We start from the raw sequence: 13778 nt of genomic DNA on the forward strand, positions 1-13778 counted from the left end.
CGACGCATGGCGTTACAGCAGTTCCTGCTCTTCCAGGAAGGTGCGGGCCACGTCCTCGATGGTCTCGCGCTCCACGTCCACCCGGGCGTTGAGGGTGGCCATGGTCTGGTCGTCGAGCAGCGCGGACAGGGCGTTCATCTGCTCGGCGAGCGCCGGGTTGGCCTCCAGGGTCTCCTCGCGCACCACCGGGGTCAGGGCGTAGGCCGGGAAGAAGTTCTGGTCGTCCTCCAGGACCTGGAAGTCGAAGGCCGGGATGCGGCCGTCGGTGGCGAACACCAGGCCCACGTCGACCTGGCCGTCGCGCAGCGCCTGGTAGACCAGGCCGGAGTCCATGCGCTTGACGTCGGCGCGGCCGACGCGGAAGTCATAGGCCTGCTGCAGCGGGCGCCAGCCGTCCTCGCGGGCGTAGAACTCGGCGTTCATGGCGAAGCTCAGCTCCTCGCCGTCGTTCACCGCCTGGGCCAGCTTGGAGAGGCTGTCGATGCCGGTCTCCTCGACGCTTTCCTCGCGCATGGCCAGGGCATAGGTGTTGTTGGCGGCGGAGGGCTCCAGCCACACCAGGCCCTTCTCGGCGTCCAGCTCCTTGACCCGCTGGTAGGTCTCCTCCGGGGACAGCGACTCGGTGACGTCGTTGTAGTTGATCAGCGAGGTGCCGGTGTACTCCCAGTAGAGGTCGATCTGACCGTTCTCCTGGGCCTGGCGCAGCACGGCGGAGCCCATGCCGGCCCGGCTTTCCACGTCGTAGCCCAGGCCCTCGAGGTACTGGGTGGTCATGCTGGCGAGTATCTGCTGCTCGGTGAAGTTCTTGCCGCCGACCACGATCTCGTCGGCCTGGGCGGTGGCCAGGGAGCCCGCTAGGGCCAGGCCGGACAGGGTCATCATCAAGCGTTTCATGGGTGCTTCTCCTCTTGTTGCCGCGTTACCGGGGCCGCCGGAAGGGCGGCCGTGAATGTCGGTATCGAAGGGATCAGGCCCGCGACGGGTTGACCCCGCGGGGCACCACCAGGAAGGCGGTCGTGGCCACGATGGCATCGACCACGATCGCCAGCAGGGCGGTGGGAATGGCGCCGGCCAGCATCATCACCGGATCGTAGAGGTCGATGCCGGTGAAGATCAGCTCGCCGAGGCCGCCGGCGCCGATCAAGAAGGCCAGCGGCACGGTGCCCACGTTGATGGTCAGCGCGGTGCGGATGCCGGCGAAGATCACGTAGAGGGCATTGGGCAGCTCCACCTTGAGCAGGCGCTGGGCCGGCGACATGCCGATGCCGGCGGCGGCCTCCATCAAGGCCGGCGACACGCCCTTGAGGCCGGCGTAGGTGTTGCGGGCGATCGGCAGCAGGGTGGCCACGAACAGGCCGAACACCGCCGGGACGGTGCCGATGCCGAGGAAACTCATGGACAGCGCCAGCACCGCCAGGGTGGGGATGGTGGTGCCGACGTTGAGCACCTGCATGGCCGACTCGGCGAAGCGGGCCATGCTGGGCCGGGACAACAGGATACCCAGCGGGATGGCCGCCAGGATCGCCAGTCCGCCGGAGATGGCGGTCAGCCAGAGGTGCTGGACGGCCAGGAACTGCACGTCGGGGAGATAGAAGATGAAGTCCTCGATGACCCCGCTGGACTGGCTCCATACGCCGGCGAAGAAGATGGCGACCAGCAGCGCAATGCGCAGGGCCCCTTTCAGGCTCTGAATCGGCATCGGCTTACTCCTTGGTGGCCAGGTCGGGAGCGGAAGCGGCCTCCTCGCTGGGGCGGAACCGCGAGCCCAGGTGATGGGTCATGGCGCGCTGGGTGATCTGGCCGCAGACCCGGCCTGACTCGTCCACGCAGGGCAGCCATGTGGTGTCGTTGGAGAACATCAGCGAGGCCACCTTGCGCAGGTCGTCGTCCAGGGACACCGTGGCGGGCACGTTCTGGAAGTGGTCCCGGCAGTAGCCCTTGGTGGTGCGTGCCTGGGCGCGGGTGATCAGGCCCACCGGCTGGCGTCGATCGTTCACCACCAGGATGGAGTTCTGGTAGCCGAAGTCGTCGATCTTGGCCAGGGCGGTCTCGAGGGTGTCCCCCGGGGAGACCGTGCCGATCTCGTCGGAGACCACGTCGCGCACCTTGACCAGGTTGAGGCGCTTCAGCGCTCGGTCCTCGCCGAGGAAGGACTCGACGAAGTCGTCCTTGGGGTTGGCCAGCAGCTCGTCGGGCCGGGAGTACTGCTCCAGCCGGCCGGCGCGGAAGATGGCGATGCGGTCGCCCATCTTGATCGCCTCGTCGATGTCGTGGCTGACGAACATGATGGTCTTCTTGAGTTCCTGCTGCATCTTGAGGAACTCGTCCTGGATGACCGCGCGGTTGATGGGGTCGATGGCGCCGAAGGGCTCGTCCATCAGCATCACGGGCGGATCGGCGGCCAGCGCCCGGGCCACGCCGATGCGTTGCTGCTGGCCGCCGGAGAGCTCGCTGGGGTAGCGCTTGAGGAAGGCGTCCGGCTCCAGCGCGATCATGCGCATCAGTTCCCGGGCGCGCTCCTTGTATTTCGCCTTGTCCCAGCCCAGCAGCTTGGGCACCACCGCGATGTTCTCCTCGATGGTCATGTTGGGGAAGAGCCCGATCTGCTGGATCACGTAGCCGATGTTGCGGCGCAGCTCCTGGGTGTCCAGGTCGGTGGTGTCCTCGCCGTCGATGAAGACCTTGCCCGAGGTGGGGCGCACGATGCGGTTGATCATCTTCAGGGTGGTGGTCTTGCCGCAGCCGGAGGGGCCGAGCAGGATGCAGATCTCGCCGGCGGGCACCTCCATGGTGATGTGGTCGGCGGCGGTCACCGCGCCCTTGGGGGTGTCGAAGACCTTGGTCAGGTTGTCGAGTCGAATCATGCGGAAATCCTTTCTTGTCATGGGGAAGGCGAGCGAATCATTCCGCGAAGGCGGCGCGTTCCATGCCCTTGGGGGTCAGGCGTTTCTGCAGGGCCAGCAGCGAATAGTCGACGAGGATCGCCAGCAGGCTGACCGCCAGGGCGCCGAGGATCAGCTGGCGGGGATCGGACTGGGAGATGCCGCGACTGATGAAGGTGCCCAGGCCGCCGGCGCCGATGTAGGCGGCGATGGCCATGACGCCGATGTTGAGCACCACGGCGGTGCGCACGCCGGCCATGATCACCGGCACGGCGAGCGGGATCTCGACCATCCGCAGGCGCTGGTTCTGGCTCATGCCGATCCCCCGGGCCGCCTCGCGAAGCGCGGGGTCGACGTTGTTGATGGCGGTGTAGGTGTTGCGGATGATCGGCAGCTGGGAGTAGAGGAGCACGGCGATCACCGCCGGCAGGTAGCCGATGCCCTGGCCGATCAGCGAGAGCACCGGGATCATGATGCCGAACAGGGCGATGGACGGGACGGTGACGATGATCGACGCCACGTAGAGCACGGCCTTGGCCAGGCGTTCGTTCTTGGTGATGGCGATGCCGATGGGCACGCCGGTGAGGGTGGCGATGCCCACGGCGACCCCGACCAGGGCGATGTGCTCGATCGTTCGCGAGAGCAGCAGGTCGAGGTTGTCGAGGGCATATTGAATGAGTTCCAAATCCCTATCTCCTTGCAGGTACCATGCCGAAGAAAGCATAGCCGCTTGCTTGCGTTGATGAGGCAAGCTGCTCGGCAGCGGGCGTGATGAAGGGCGCGGGGCCCGTGAAGCGGACGCAAGCTTACCAAAGCTTCCTATCTATTTGTTTTTCCGAGCATGAGAAAGCGCAATGAGGCGAATTGAGGCCCCTGATACATGTGCGGTGGCGGGGAGTTGGGAGGATCGTCGACTCAAATGAGAATGATTGGATTTTGTATGTGAATGGCGGCGATCGTGTCGCGAAGTCCGCTCCCCGGGCGTTGAAACCGACAGGCAGAGGGTTCACATCGCCGGCATACAGGACTAAAATGGTCCGCAATCGATCATCAGGGGTGTTCCCGGGGAGGCCCGCCTTGCTGAAGCTGTCCAGACTGACCGACTACGCGGCGGTGGTGATGGCGCAGATCGCCCGCCATCCGGAGCAGCCGCACGCCGCGGCCGAACTCGCCGAGGCGGTGCAGCTGCCGCATCCGACGGTCAGCAAGACCCTGAAGATGCTGGTGCGTGCCGGCCTGCTGGAGTCCCGGCGTGGCGCCCAGGGGGGCTACTCCCTGGCCCGGCCGGCGTCGCAGATCACCGCCAGCGACATCATCTCGGCCATCGAGGGGCCGGTGGCGATGACCGAGTGCAGCCAGGCGGAGGGCGACTGCGACCTGGTGGCCACCTGCGGGGTCTCCGACAACTGGCAGCGGGTGTCGCTGGCGGTGCGCGCCCTGCTGGACAGCGTGACCCTGGCCCACCTGGCCGACACCACCCCGATCAAGCTGCCGGTGCAGCTGCCCATTCAGAGCGTGAGCCTGGCCGCCGAGGCCTGATCACCCGCGGATTCACCACCCGAGGCGAGCGCCGCTCGCCGACCCAACCAGCCCGGGAGGGGGACACATCATGGCAAGTCAGGAAATGGAACAGCTTGTCCGTCGCGAATACAAGGAAGGGTTCGTGACCGACATCGAGAGCGATACGGTACCGCCGGGTCTGGACGAGAGCACCATCGCCTTCATCTCGAAGAAGAAGGGCGAGCCCGAGTGGATGCTGGAGTGGCGTCTCAAGGCCTACCACCAGTGGCTGAAGATGACGCCGCCCTCCTGGGCGCACCTGGACTACCCGCCGATCGACTACCAGGCGATCTCCTACTACAGCGCGCCCAAGCGTGACGAGGACAAGCCCCAGAGCCTCGACGAGGTGGACCCCAAGCTGCTGGAGACCTACGAGAAGCTGGGCATCCCGCTGCACGAGCGGGCGGCGCTGGCCGGGGTGGCGGTGGACGCGGTCTTCGACTCCGTCTCGGTGACCACCACCTTCAAGGAGAAGCTCCACGAGGCCGGGGTGATCTTCTGTTCCATCTCCGAGGCGATCCGCGACTATCCGGAACTGGTCAAGCAGTACCTGGGCAGCGTGGTGCCCCAGGGCGACAACTACTTCGCGGCGCTCAACTCCGCGGTCTTCACCGACGGCTCCTTCGTCTTCGTCCCGGAAGGGGTGACCTGCCCCATGGAGCTGTCCACCTACTTCCGCATCAACGCCGCCAACACCGGCCAGTTCGAGCGCACCCTGATCGTCTGCGAAAGCCGCGCCCAGGTGTCCTACCTGGAGGGCTGCACCGCGCCCCAGCGCGACGAGAACCAGCTGCACGCGGCGGTGGTCGAGCTGGTGGCCCTGGAGGATGCCTCCATCAAGTACTCCACGGTGCAGAACTGGTATCCGGGCGACGAGGAAGGCCGCGGCGGCATCTACAACTTCGTCACCAAGCGTGGCGACTGCCGCGGCGACCGCTCCCACATCAGCTGGACCCAGGTGGAGACCGGCTCGGCCATCACCTGGAAGTACCCGTCCTGCATGCTGCGCGGGAAGGACAGCGTGGGCGAGTTCTACTCGGTGGCGGTGACCAACGGCCGCCAGCAGGCCGACACCGGCACCAAGATGATCCATATCGGCGAGGGCTCGCGCTCCACCATCGTCTCCAAGGGCATCTCCGCCGGCCGCTCCGACCAGTCCTACCGCGGCCTGGTCAAGGTGGGCCCCCGGGCGCGCAACGCCCGCAACTACACCCAGTGCGACTCGCTGCTGATCGGCGACACCTGCGGGGCCCACACCTTCCCCTACCAGGAGATCCGCAACAGCTCGGCCACGGTGGAGCACGAGGCCACCACCTCCAAGATCGGCGAGGACCAGCTGTTCTACTGCCAGAGCCGCGGCATCTCCGAGGAGGACGCGGTGAACATGATCGTCAACGGCTTCTGCAAGGACGTCTTCCAGGAGCTGCCGATGGAGTTCGCCGTGGAGGCCGAGGCTCTGCTGAATGTCACCCTCGAAGGCGCCGTTGGTTGAGGAAACGGCTGCGCGACGCCTGCACGGCGTTGGAAGCAGGATCGAGAATGCTCATTTACGGTCGTAAACTCCGCTTCTCTCACCTGCTTCCGCCTTGTTCAGGCGCCGCTCGCGCGTTTCTCCGGATTCGCGAAAAGGTCACAACTTTCAAGGAGTCGCGGCGGCGGCTCATCACGAATCAAGGGTAATCAAGATGCTCGAAGTCAAGGATCTGCACGTCACGGTCGAGGGTTCCGAGATCCTCAAGGGCCTCAACCTGACCATCGGCGCCGGCGAGGTGCACGCCATCATGGGTCCCAACGGGGCCGGCAAGTCGACCCTGTCGGCGGTGATCGCCGGCAAGGACGGCTACGAGGTGACCCAGGGCTCGATCACCTTCGAGGGCCAGGACGTCCTCGAGATGGAGATCGAGGAGCGGGCGCGCAAGGGCCTGCTGCTGGGCTTCCAGTACCCGGTGGAGATTCCCGGGGTGAAGAACATCTACCTGCTCAAGGCGGCGCTCAACGCCAAGCGCGAGGCCGAAGGCCTGGGCGAGATCCCGGCCCCGGAGTTCATGAAGCTGATCAAGGAGAAGATCGCCTTCATGAAGATGGACGCCAGCTTCCTGCAGCGTGCCGTCAACGAGGGCTTCTCCGGCGGCGAGAAGAAGCGCAACGAGATCCTGCAGATGCTGGTGCTCCAGCCGAAGCTGGCGATGCTCGACGAGATCGATTCCGGCCTCGACATCGACGCCATGAAGGTGGTCGCCAAGGGCGTCAACTCCCTGCGCGCCGAGGACCGCGGCATCCTGCTGGTGACCCACTACCAGCGCTTGCTCGACTACATCGTGCCGGACCGTGTGCACGTCCTGGTCGACGGCCGCATCGTCAAGAGCGGTGACGCCGACCTGGCCCGCGAACTCGAAGATCGTGGCTACGACTGGCTCCTGGAGGGCTCCGCGGCATGAACGAAGACGTGCAGCGCTTCCTCGACCGCCTGGCCGAGGCCGCGGCCGCCCGCGGCCCCGAGCCGACCTGGATCGCCGCCCGGCGCCAGGCCGGCGCCGCCCGCTTCGAGGCGCTCGGCTTCCCGCACCGGCGCATCGAGGAATGGAAGTACACCGACGTGCGCGACATCGCCTCCGGCGACTTCGTGCTGGCCGACGACGCCGACTTCTCCCCGGCCACCGCGGCGGCCCTGACCCTGCCGCTGGAGGCCCATCGGCTGACCTTCGTCGATGGCGTCTACGCCCCCGCCCTGTCGGATCTCGGCGACCTGCCGGCCGGCGTGCAGGTGCTGCCGCTGTCCCAGGCGCTGGAGGACAACCACGAAGCCGTGGGCGGCCCGCTCGGCCGGCTGACCGGCGTCGAGTTCTCGCCTTTCGCCGCCCTCAACACCGCCTTCATGGAGGAGGGGGCCGTGGTCCGGCTGGCGCCACGCACCGTGGTGGAGAAGCCCATCGTGCTGCAGTTCCTGTCCCGGTCCGGCGAGCGGGAGGTGATGAGCCACCCGCGCATCCTGGTCGAGGCCGGTGGCCGAAGCGAAGCCACCCTGATCGAGCACCACGTGGGCGAGGGCGAGGCCGCCAACTTCACCAACCTGGTGGAGGAGGTCATCCTCGACCGTGGCGCCATCCTGACCCATTACAAGCTGCAGGAAGCCCCGCTCCGGGATCGCCACGTGGCCAGCATTCACGTCGAGCAGGCCCGCGACAGCCGCTATACCTCCTTCAACCTGAACCTGGGCGGCGGCCTGGTGCGCACCGACCTGATCAGCGACCTCAACGGCGAGGGCGCCGAGGCCGCCTTCCATGGCCTCTTCTACGGCCAGGGCCGCCAGCACGTGGATAACCATACCCTGGTCAACCACAACGCCCCCCATACCCGGTCCAGCGAGAACTACAAGGGCATCCTCGACGATCGTGCCCATGGCGTCTTCAACGGCCGGGTGGTGGTGAAGCGCGACAGCCAGAAGATCGAGTCCGAGCAGAGCAACGCCAACCTGCTGCTCTCCGACCGCGCCGAGGTCGACACCAAGCCGGAGCTCGAGATCTACGCCGACGACGTCAAGTGCGCCCATGGCGCCACCACCGGCCAGCTCGACGAGGAGGCGGTCTACGCCCTGCGCACCCGGGGCATCGACGAGCAGACCGCCCGTGGCCTGCTGACCCTGGCCTTCGCCGGCGCGGCGATGGAGCTGGTCGACCTCGACGCCGTGGCCGAACGCGTGGAGCTCGCCGTGGCCGGCAAGCTGCCGGAGCGCTTCAACCTGGCCGGGCTGGTGGAGACCGCCGCGGCCCTCAACGAGGAATAAGCCCATGGCCGATTTCAGCGATCTGCTGCTGGACGTGGTCCGGGTCCGTCGCGACTTCCCGATCCTCGATCGGGAGGTCCATGGCAAGCCGCTGGTCTACCTCGACAATGCGGCCACCAGCCAGACGCCGCGCCAGGTGATCGAGGTCTTCGACGACTACTATGGCCGCTACAACGCCAATATCCATCGCGGGCTGCACACCCTGGCCGACGAAGCCACCGCGGCCTTCGAGGGGACCCGGGAGACGGTGCGGTCCTTCCTCAATGCCGCCGAGACCCGGGAGATCGTCTTCACCCGCGGCACCACCGAGGCCATCAACCTGGTGGCCAACAGCTGGGGGCGCGCGAACCTGGGGCCCGGCGACGAGGTCCTGATCTCGCGCATGGAGCACCACTCCAACATCGTGCCCTGGCAGCTGCTGGCCGGCGAGCTGGGCTTCACTCTCAAGGTGATCCCGGTGGACGAGCGCGGCGTCCTGGACCAGGCGGCCTATCGCGACCTGATCTCCGAGCGCACGCGGCTGGTGGCGGTCAATCACGTCTCCAACGCCTTCGGGACCATCAACCCCGTGGCCGAGATGGCCCGGGTGGCCCACGAACACGGCGCCCTGATCCTGGTCGACGGCGCCCAGGCGGCCCCGCATCAGTCGATCGACGTCCGTGAGATCGGCGCCGACTTCTACGCCTTCTCCGGCCACAAGGTCTACGGGCCCACCGGCGTCGGGGTGCTCTATGGCCGCGCCGAGCTGCTCGAGGCCATGCCGCCCTGGCAGGGCGGCGGCGAGATGATCAAGATGGTGTCCTTCGAGACGCCCACCACCTTCGCCGACATCCCCCACAAGTTCGAGGCGGGCACCCCGGCCATCGCCGAGGTCATTGCCCTGGGCCGGGCACTGCAGTGGGTGGGCGAGATCGGCCTGGAGCTGATCACCGCCTGGGAGTCGCGGCTCCTCCAGCACGCCACCGAAGGCGTGGCCGGCATCGATGGCCTGCGTATCCTGGGCACCGCGCCGGACAAGGCCGGCGTGCTGTCCTTCGTGGTCGACGGTGCCCACGCCCAGGACATCGGGCTGCTGATCGATCAGCTCGGCGTGGCGATCCGTACCGGGCACCACTGCGCCCAGCCGCTGCTGTCCTCGTTCGGGGTGGACGCCACCTGCCGCGCCTCCTTCGCCGCCTACAACACCCCCGAGGAAGTCGATGTCTTCGTCGAGGGCCTCGAGCGCGTCGTGGGCATGCTGCGATAAGGAGTCTCATGAGCGACAAGGATCCATTGGCGACCCTGCACAAGGGGCAGACCCTGCCCCTGCAGCGCGACGTCGAGGCCATCTCCATTCCCTTCGGCAAGACGGTGACGCTGGCAGAGGACAGCGAGGTCAGCGTCATGCAGGCCAAGGGCAGCTCGGTGAGCGTGGGCCACGAGGGACGGCTCTACCTCATCGAGGGCCGCAATCTCGATGCCCTGGGCCTCGAGGCCCTGCCCCGGCCGACCCTGCCCGAGGACGCCTCCGAGGAGGAGATCGAGCGGTTCGTCTGGGATCAGCTGCGGACCTGCTTCGACCCCGAGATCCCGGTCAACATCGTCGACCTGGGGCTGGTCTATGGTTGTCGCATCGAGCGGCTGATCACCGGCGAGCGCATCGTCACCATCCGCATGACGCTGACCGCCCCGGGCTGTGGCATGGGGGACGTCATCGCCGCCGATGCCCGCAACAAGATCCTCGGGGCCCCCCAGATCAGCCAGGTCCACACCGAGATCGTCTTCGACCCGCCCTGGAGCCGCGAGATGATGACCGACGAGGCGAAGCTCGAGCTCGGAATGTTCTAGGTGGGCGGGGAGGTCGATTGACCAGGACGCTGTGGCAAGCCGCCAGGTGGATGCTGATGTCGCTGGGAGCGCTCGCGCTCCTGGCGACGCTGCTGTTCGTGGGCGGCAATGTCTGGGTCCTCGCCGAGACCCGCGGCCGCATCGATCATCGCCTCGAGACGTGTCGTCCCGAACGGGTGGGGATCGTCTTCGGTACCTCCCACTGGACCCGCCGCGGGACTCGCAACCCGCACTTCGAGGGACGCATGCAGGCCGCGGCCTGGCTGCTCCTGGAAGGTCGGGTGGCGCACCTGCTGCTCTCGGGCGACAACAGCACCCGCTACTACAACGAACCGGTGACCATGTGGCGGGACCTGCGCGGGCGTCAGGTGCCGGACGCCGCCATGACCCTGGACTACGCCGGCTTCAGCACCTTCGATACCCTGGCACGGGCACGGGACGTCTTCGAGGTGGACGAGGCCCTGCTGATCACCCAGTCCTGGCACCTGCCCCGGGCGCTGTTCATCGCCCGGGCGCTGGGCCTGGAGACCCGCGGCTGCGCGGCGCCCGAACGGCCGTCGGAAGGGACCCTGTGGCTGCGGGCACGGGAATGGGTCGCGCGGGTGGCGACCCTGGGGGATCTCTACCTGTGGGGGCGCGAGCCCCATTTCCTGGGGCCGCAGGAGCCGCTTGAGATCCTGCCGGAAGCCGTCAACGCCGCTGGTGCTTCTTCTGTTGGCGGTACAGCTCGCGAATCAACGCGCGACAGTTCTTCCAGCAGTCCTCGATGACCGGCTCGATGGGCTCGGGCAGGGGATGGGTGAACAGGGTCGACAGGGCCTGCATCAGCACCCGTTCCTGCTCCAGGAGTTCGTTGATCAGCACCTGGCTGTCGTCGCCGACGAAGCTCTTCAGCCGGCTCCACAGCCACATGTAGTCGTCGCGCTCGACGTCGGCGTCGCGGGGGAGGAGATCCAGGTGCTTGCGGGCCAGTTCCTGCAACTCGCGCATCGACGCCGCCCGCGCTTCGAAGTAAGGCTGCAGGGCCTTGCGCAGGGTCGGTTTCAGGCGTTCGTGGTTGTCCTGAAAGTAGTCGATGCTGTCGGCCAGCGCCTCGAGGACGCTGTCCATCGCCACCTGGCGATTGTCGAGAAACATGGGCGGTCACCTCCTCCGGTGACGCAGATTGTGGGGGTGTCGCCGGTCTTTTGCCACCCCCACCGGGCAAATAATTGCGTTAGCCTTTAGGCTTGGGCGGCACCTTGCGTCGGGGCGTCGAGCTCTTCTCCAGGTGTTCGATGATCAGGCCGGCGATGTCCTTGCCGGTGGCGGTCTCGATGCCCTGCAGGCCGGGGGAGGAGTTGACCTCCATGATCACCGGCCCATGGTTGGAACGCAGCAGGTCGACCCCGGCCACCTTCAGCCCCATGGCCTTGGCGGCGCGGATCGCCGTGGAGCGCTCCTCCGGGGTGATGCGGATCACGCTGGCACTGCCGCCGCGATGCAGGTTGGAACGGAACTCGCCCTCGACGGCCTGGCGCTTCATGGAGGCGACCACCTTGTCGCCGATCACCAGGCAGCGGATATCCGCGCCCCTGGCCTCCTTGATGTACTCCTGGACCATGATGTTCGCCTTCATGCCCATGAAGGCCTGGATCACCGACTCCGCGGCCTGGTTGGTCTCGGCCAGCACCACGCCGTTGCCCTGGGTGCCTTCCAGCAGCTTGATGACCAGGGGGGCGCCGCGGACCATGGTGATCAGGTCGGGGATGTCGTCCGGGGAGTGGGCGAAGCCGGTGACCGGCAGGCCGATGCCCTTGCGGGACAGCAGCTGCAGGGAGCGCAGCTTGTCCCGGGAGCGGGTGATGCCCACGCTGTCGTTGAGCACCTGGGTGCCCATCATCTCGAACTGGCGCAGCACGGCGCAGCCATAGAAGGTGATGGAGGCGCCGATGCGCGGGATGACCGCATCGAAGGGCTCCAGCTCCTCACCCTTGTAGTGGATCGAGGGATGGTGCGAGGCGATGCTCATGTAGCAGCGTAGGGTATCGACCACCCGCGCGGTGTGCCCCCGTTGCTCGGCGGCCTCGAGCAGCCGGCGGGTGGAATAGAGCTTGCGATTGCGTGAGAGCAGCGCGATATGCATGAGGCCTCCGTTGCCGTGGGCCGGGGGTCAGGGTTCGCCGTGCAGGAAGCCGGCGCCGGGCGCCACCAGGAGCCGGCGCAGGGCGCGGCGTCCGAGCAGCATGGGATGACGCATGTTGCGACGGTCGGCGAGCGTCAGCTCCACCGGGAACTCCAGCTCGCCCAGCCGCATGGGGGTGCGGATCACGTAGCGCCATTCGGCCTGGCCGTTGGAGCTGGTGACCCGTCGTCGGTCGTGGAGGTGCAGGCGATACACATGGGCCGGGCTGGACGGCCCCCCGCTCCGGGTGGTGAAGCTCACCCAGAGGTGGCCGTCCTCCTCGAAGGACTCGATGTCCTCGGCGTGCAGCGCCGAGGTGCGCGCCCCGGTGTCGGCCTTGGCGCACAGGATCAGGCCGAGTTCCGGCAGGGCCACCATCTCCCGGCGCCCGATCACCGCCTTGGGTTGGTAGGGCATCTCCCTCATCTCATCACTCCTCGTGGGACCCTCGACGTGACAGTCCGGCCAGCCGACACCCGATCGCGGAATCCGGGGCCGCCTCGCGCAGCGTCATCAGTACCGGCAGGCGCAGCCGCGGGATCAGGGCCAGGTCCCGAGCCACCGCGGTGAAGTCCGCCTGGGGCGACTCGGCCAGCCGAGTCAGGAAGTGAGGCAGCCGCTCGCCGTGCTCCAGGTGGCGCCAGCCGCGCGCCGCCATCGCCGCCAGCAGGTCCGGGCCGCAGGCGTCCGGGTCGGCCAGCAGGGCGTCGAACCAGTCGCCGGCGAGATCGGGCTCCGCACCGGCCACGGCCCGCACGCAGGCGCAGAAGCCCTCGACGTCGCCGGCCCTGGCGGCCGCCTCGCCGCGAGCCCGCAACGCCTCGGCCAGCACGCCGGGCACCGCGACGTGTTCCAGACAGTAACACAGCGAGGCCAGCACCTCGTCGGGCAGCGACGGCAGGCGCTCGGCCAGGCGTGCCGCCTGGGCGACGTCCATGCGCACCGCGAAGTCGGCCAGGCCCTGCAACCCGAGGGCCCGCCAGTCCAGTTCCTGCTGCCCCTCCAGGTAGGCTTCCGCCGGTTCCAGGTGCTGGCTCGCCGGCAGGCCCAGGTCGCGGTTCGCCCGGGCATGGAGGACCGCCTGGAAGGGCAGGGCGGGAGTGAACGCCAGGGGGTTGTCCTTCATCAGGTTGTCGACCGCCTCGCCGTCTTCCCGCCCCAGGCCCTGGACGTTGCGGCCCAGGGTCTCCAGCAGGCGCTGCAGGAAGGCGTCGCGGGGCGCCGGATCCAGACGGCCCTGCTCGTCCAGCGGCAGGGCCAGGAACCAGATCAGCGGGTCCGTCAGCTCGCCGATGCGAAATACCATGGCCAGCCGGGCCGTGCCCTGCCAGGGCTGTGGCCAGGGCTGGGCATCGTGCTCCAGCGCCGCCAGGGTGGCGAGGTCGCAGGGCTCGACGCGGCGCCCGAGGTGGTAGAGCCTGAGCTCGGCCCCGGTGCGCACGAAGAAATCATGAAGGCTGTGGATCGGCTGCATGCTGTCTCCCCTGTCTCGGACCGTGCACTCTACCGCGCCCCCCGCATCCTGTCAGCCCGGCAAGGGCCTCGGGGAGAGACGGTTGAT

The 13778-nt window shown here is 67.6% G+C and carries 15 protein-coding genes; 7 read left to right on the plus strand and 8 right to left on the minus strand.

Translation table 11 applies throughout. The features are described from left to right. Positions 1 to 12: 12 nt before the first annotated feature. From BEI_RS04915 to BEI_RS04930, 4 genes are all read right to left on the minus strand, one after another. Positions 13 to 894: a glycine betaine ABC transporter substrate-binding protein gene (locus tag BEI_RS04915; RefSeq protein WP_097788466.1), complete on the minus strand. Its 882-nt coding sequence runs from the start codon at positions 892 to 894 to the stop codon at positions 13 to 15. Between the two features lie 73 nt (positions 895 to 967). After that, a complete protein-coding gene (locus tag BEI_RS04920; protein WP_097788467.1) occupies positions 968 to 1699 on the minus strand; it encodes an ABC transporter permease in 732 nt (243 codons plus the stop codon). 4 nt (positions 1700 to 1703) lie between these two features. Beyond that, the gene (locus tag BEI_RS04925; RefSeq protein WP_097788468.1) at positions 1704 to 2864 is read right to left on the minus strand and encodes an ABC transporter ATP-binding protein; all 1161 of its coding nucleotides are present in this window, start codon (positions 2862 to 2864) and stop codon (positions 1704 to 1706) included. A 37-nt stretch (positions 2865 to 2901) separates the two neighbouring features. After that, a complete protein-coding gene (locus BEI_RS04930) occupies positions 2902 to 3567 on the minus strand; it encodes an ABC transporter permease (protein WP_097788469.1) in 666 nt (221 codons plus the stop codon). A 392-nt stretch (positions 3568 to 3959) separates the two neighbouring features. Here BEI_RS04930 and BEI_RS04935 point away from each other — a divergent pair, with 392 nt between their 5' ends. From BEI_RS04935 to BEI_RS04965, 7 genes are all read left to right on the plus strand, one after another. After that, complete coding sequence (locus BEI_RS04935) at positions 3960 to 4421, plus strand: SUF system Fe-S cluster assembly regulator (RefSeq protein ID WP_097788470.1); 462 nt, start codon at positions 3960 to 3962, stop codon at positions 4419 to 4421. Positions 4422 to 4491: 70 nt separating this feature from the next. Continuing rightward, a complete protein-coding gene (gene sufB, locus BEI_RS04940; RefSeq protein ID WP_097788471.1) occupies positions 4492 to 5934 on the plus strand; it encodes a Fe-S cluster assembly protein SufB in 1443 nt (480 codons plus the stop codon). Between the two features lie 193 nt (positions 5935 to 6127). Further along, positions 6128 to 6880, plus strand: coding sequence for a Fe-S cluster assembly ATPase SufC (gene sufC / locus BEI_RS04945; protein ID WP_097788472.1), 753 nt, complete (start codon positions 6128 to 6130; stop codon positions 6878 to 6880). Continuing rightward, on the plus strand, positions 6877 to 8226 hold the full coding sequence (gene sufD, locus BEI_RS04950) for a Fe-S cluster assembly protein SufD (RefSeq protein WP_097788473.1): 1350 nt from the start codon (positions 6877 to 6879) through the stop codon (positions 8224 to 8226). Before sufC ends, sufD begins: the two co-directional genes overlap by 4 nt. A gap of 4 nt (positions 8227 to 8230) precedes the next feature. Beyond that, the gene (locus BEI_RS04955) at positions 8231 to 9472 is read left to right on the plus strand and encodes an aminotransferase class V-fold PLP-dependent enzyme (protein WP_097788474.1); all 1242 of its coding nucleotides are present in this window, start codon (positions 8231 to 8233) and stop codon (positions 9470 to 9472) included. A gap of 8 nt (positions 9473 to 9480) precedes the next feature. Next, positions 9481 to 10053: a putative Fe-S cluster assembly protein SufT gene (gene sufT / locus BEI_RS04960; RefSeq protein ID WP_097788475.1), complete on the plus strand. Its 573-nt coding sequence runs from the start codon at positions 9481 to 9483 to the stop codon at positions 10051 to 10053. Positions 10054 to 10109: 56 nt separating this feature from the next. Further along, the gene (locus BEI_RS04965) at positions 10110 to 10823 is read left to right on the plus strand and encodes a SanA/YdcF family protein (protein WP_097791001.1); all 714 of its coding nucleotides are present in this window, start codon (positions 10110 to 10112) and stop codon (positions 10821 to 10823) included. On the opposite strand, the gene BEI_RS04970 is transcribed toward BEI_RS04965, so the two are convergent. The 4 genes from BEI_RS04970 to BEI_RS04985 form a co-directional block, all read right to left on the minus strand. Then, a complete protein-coding gene (locus BEI_RS04970) occupies positions 10744 to 11190 on the minus strand; it encodes a DUF2383 domain-containing protein (protein ID WP_097788476.1) in 447 nt (148 codons plus the stop codon). The two genes, BEI_RS04965 and BEI_RS04970, sit on opposite strands and share 80 nt — an antisense overlap. A gap of 79 nt (positions 11191 to 11269) precedes the next feature. Next, positions 11270 to 12178 (minus strand): 30S ribosomal protein S6--L-glutamate ligase, encoded by a 909-nt coding sequence (rimK, locus tag BEI_RS04975; RefSeq protein ID WP_097788477.1) that lies wholly within the window; start codon positions 12176 to 12178, stop codon positions 11270 to 11272. A gap of 27 nt (positions 12179 to 12205) precedes the next feature. After that, positions 12206 to 12643 carry an ATP-dependent zinc protease family protein gene (locus BEI_RS04980; RefSeq protein WP_097788478.1) on the minus strand — a complete coding sequence of 146 codons (438 nt, stop codon included), beginning with the start codon at positions 12641 to 12643 and terminating at the stop codon, positions 12206 to 12208. A 4-nt stretch (positions 12644 to 12647) separates the two neighbouring features. After that, complete coding sequence (locus BEI_RS04985) at positions 12648 to 13691, minus strand: DUF3549 family protein (RefSeq protein WP_097788479.1); 1044 nt, start codon at positions 13689 to 13691, stop codon at positions 12648 to 12650. Positions 13692 to 13778: the final 87 nt, after the last annotated feature.

The sequence above is a fragment of the Halomonas beimenensis genome (assembly GCF_002549795.1).
Classification (GTDB): domain Bacteria; phylum Pseudomonadota; class Gammaproteobacteria; order Pseudomonadales; family Halomonadaceae; genus Halomonas; species Halomonas beimenensis.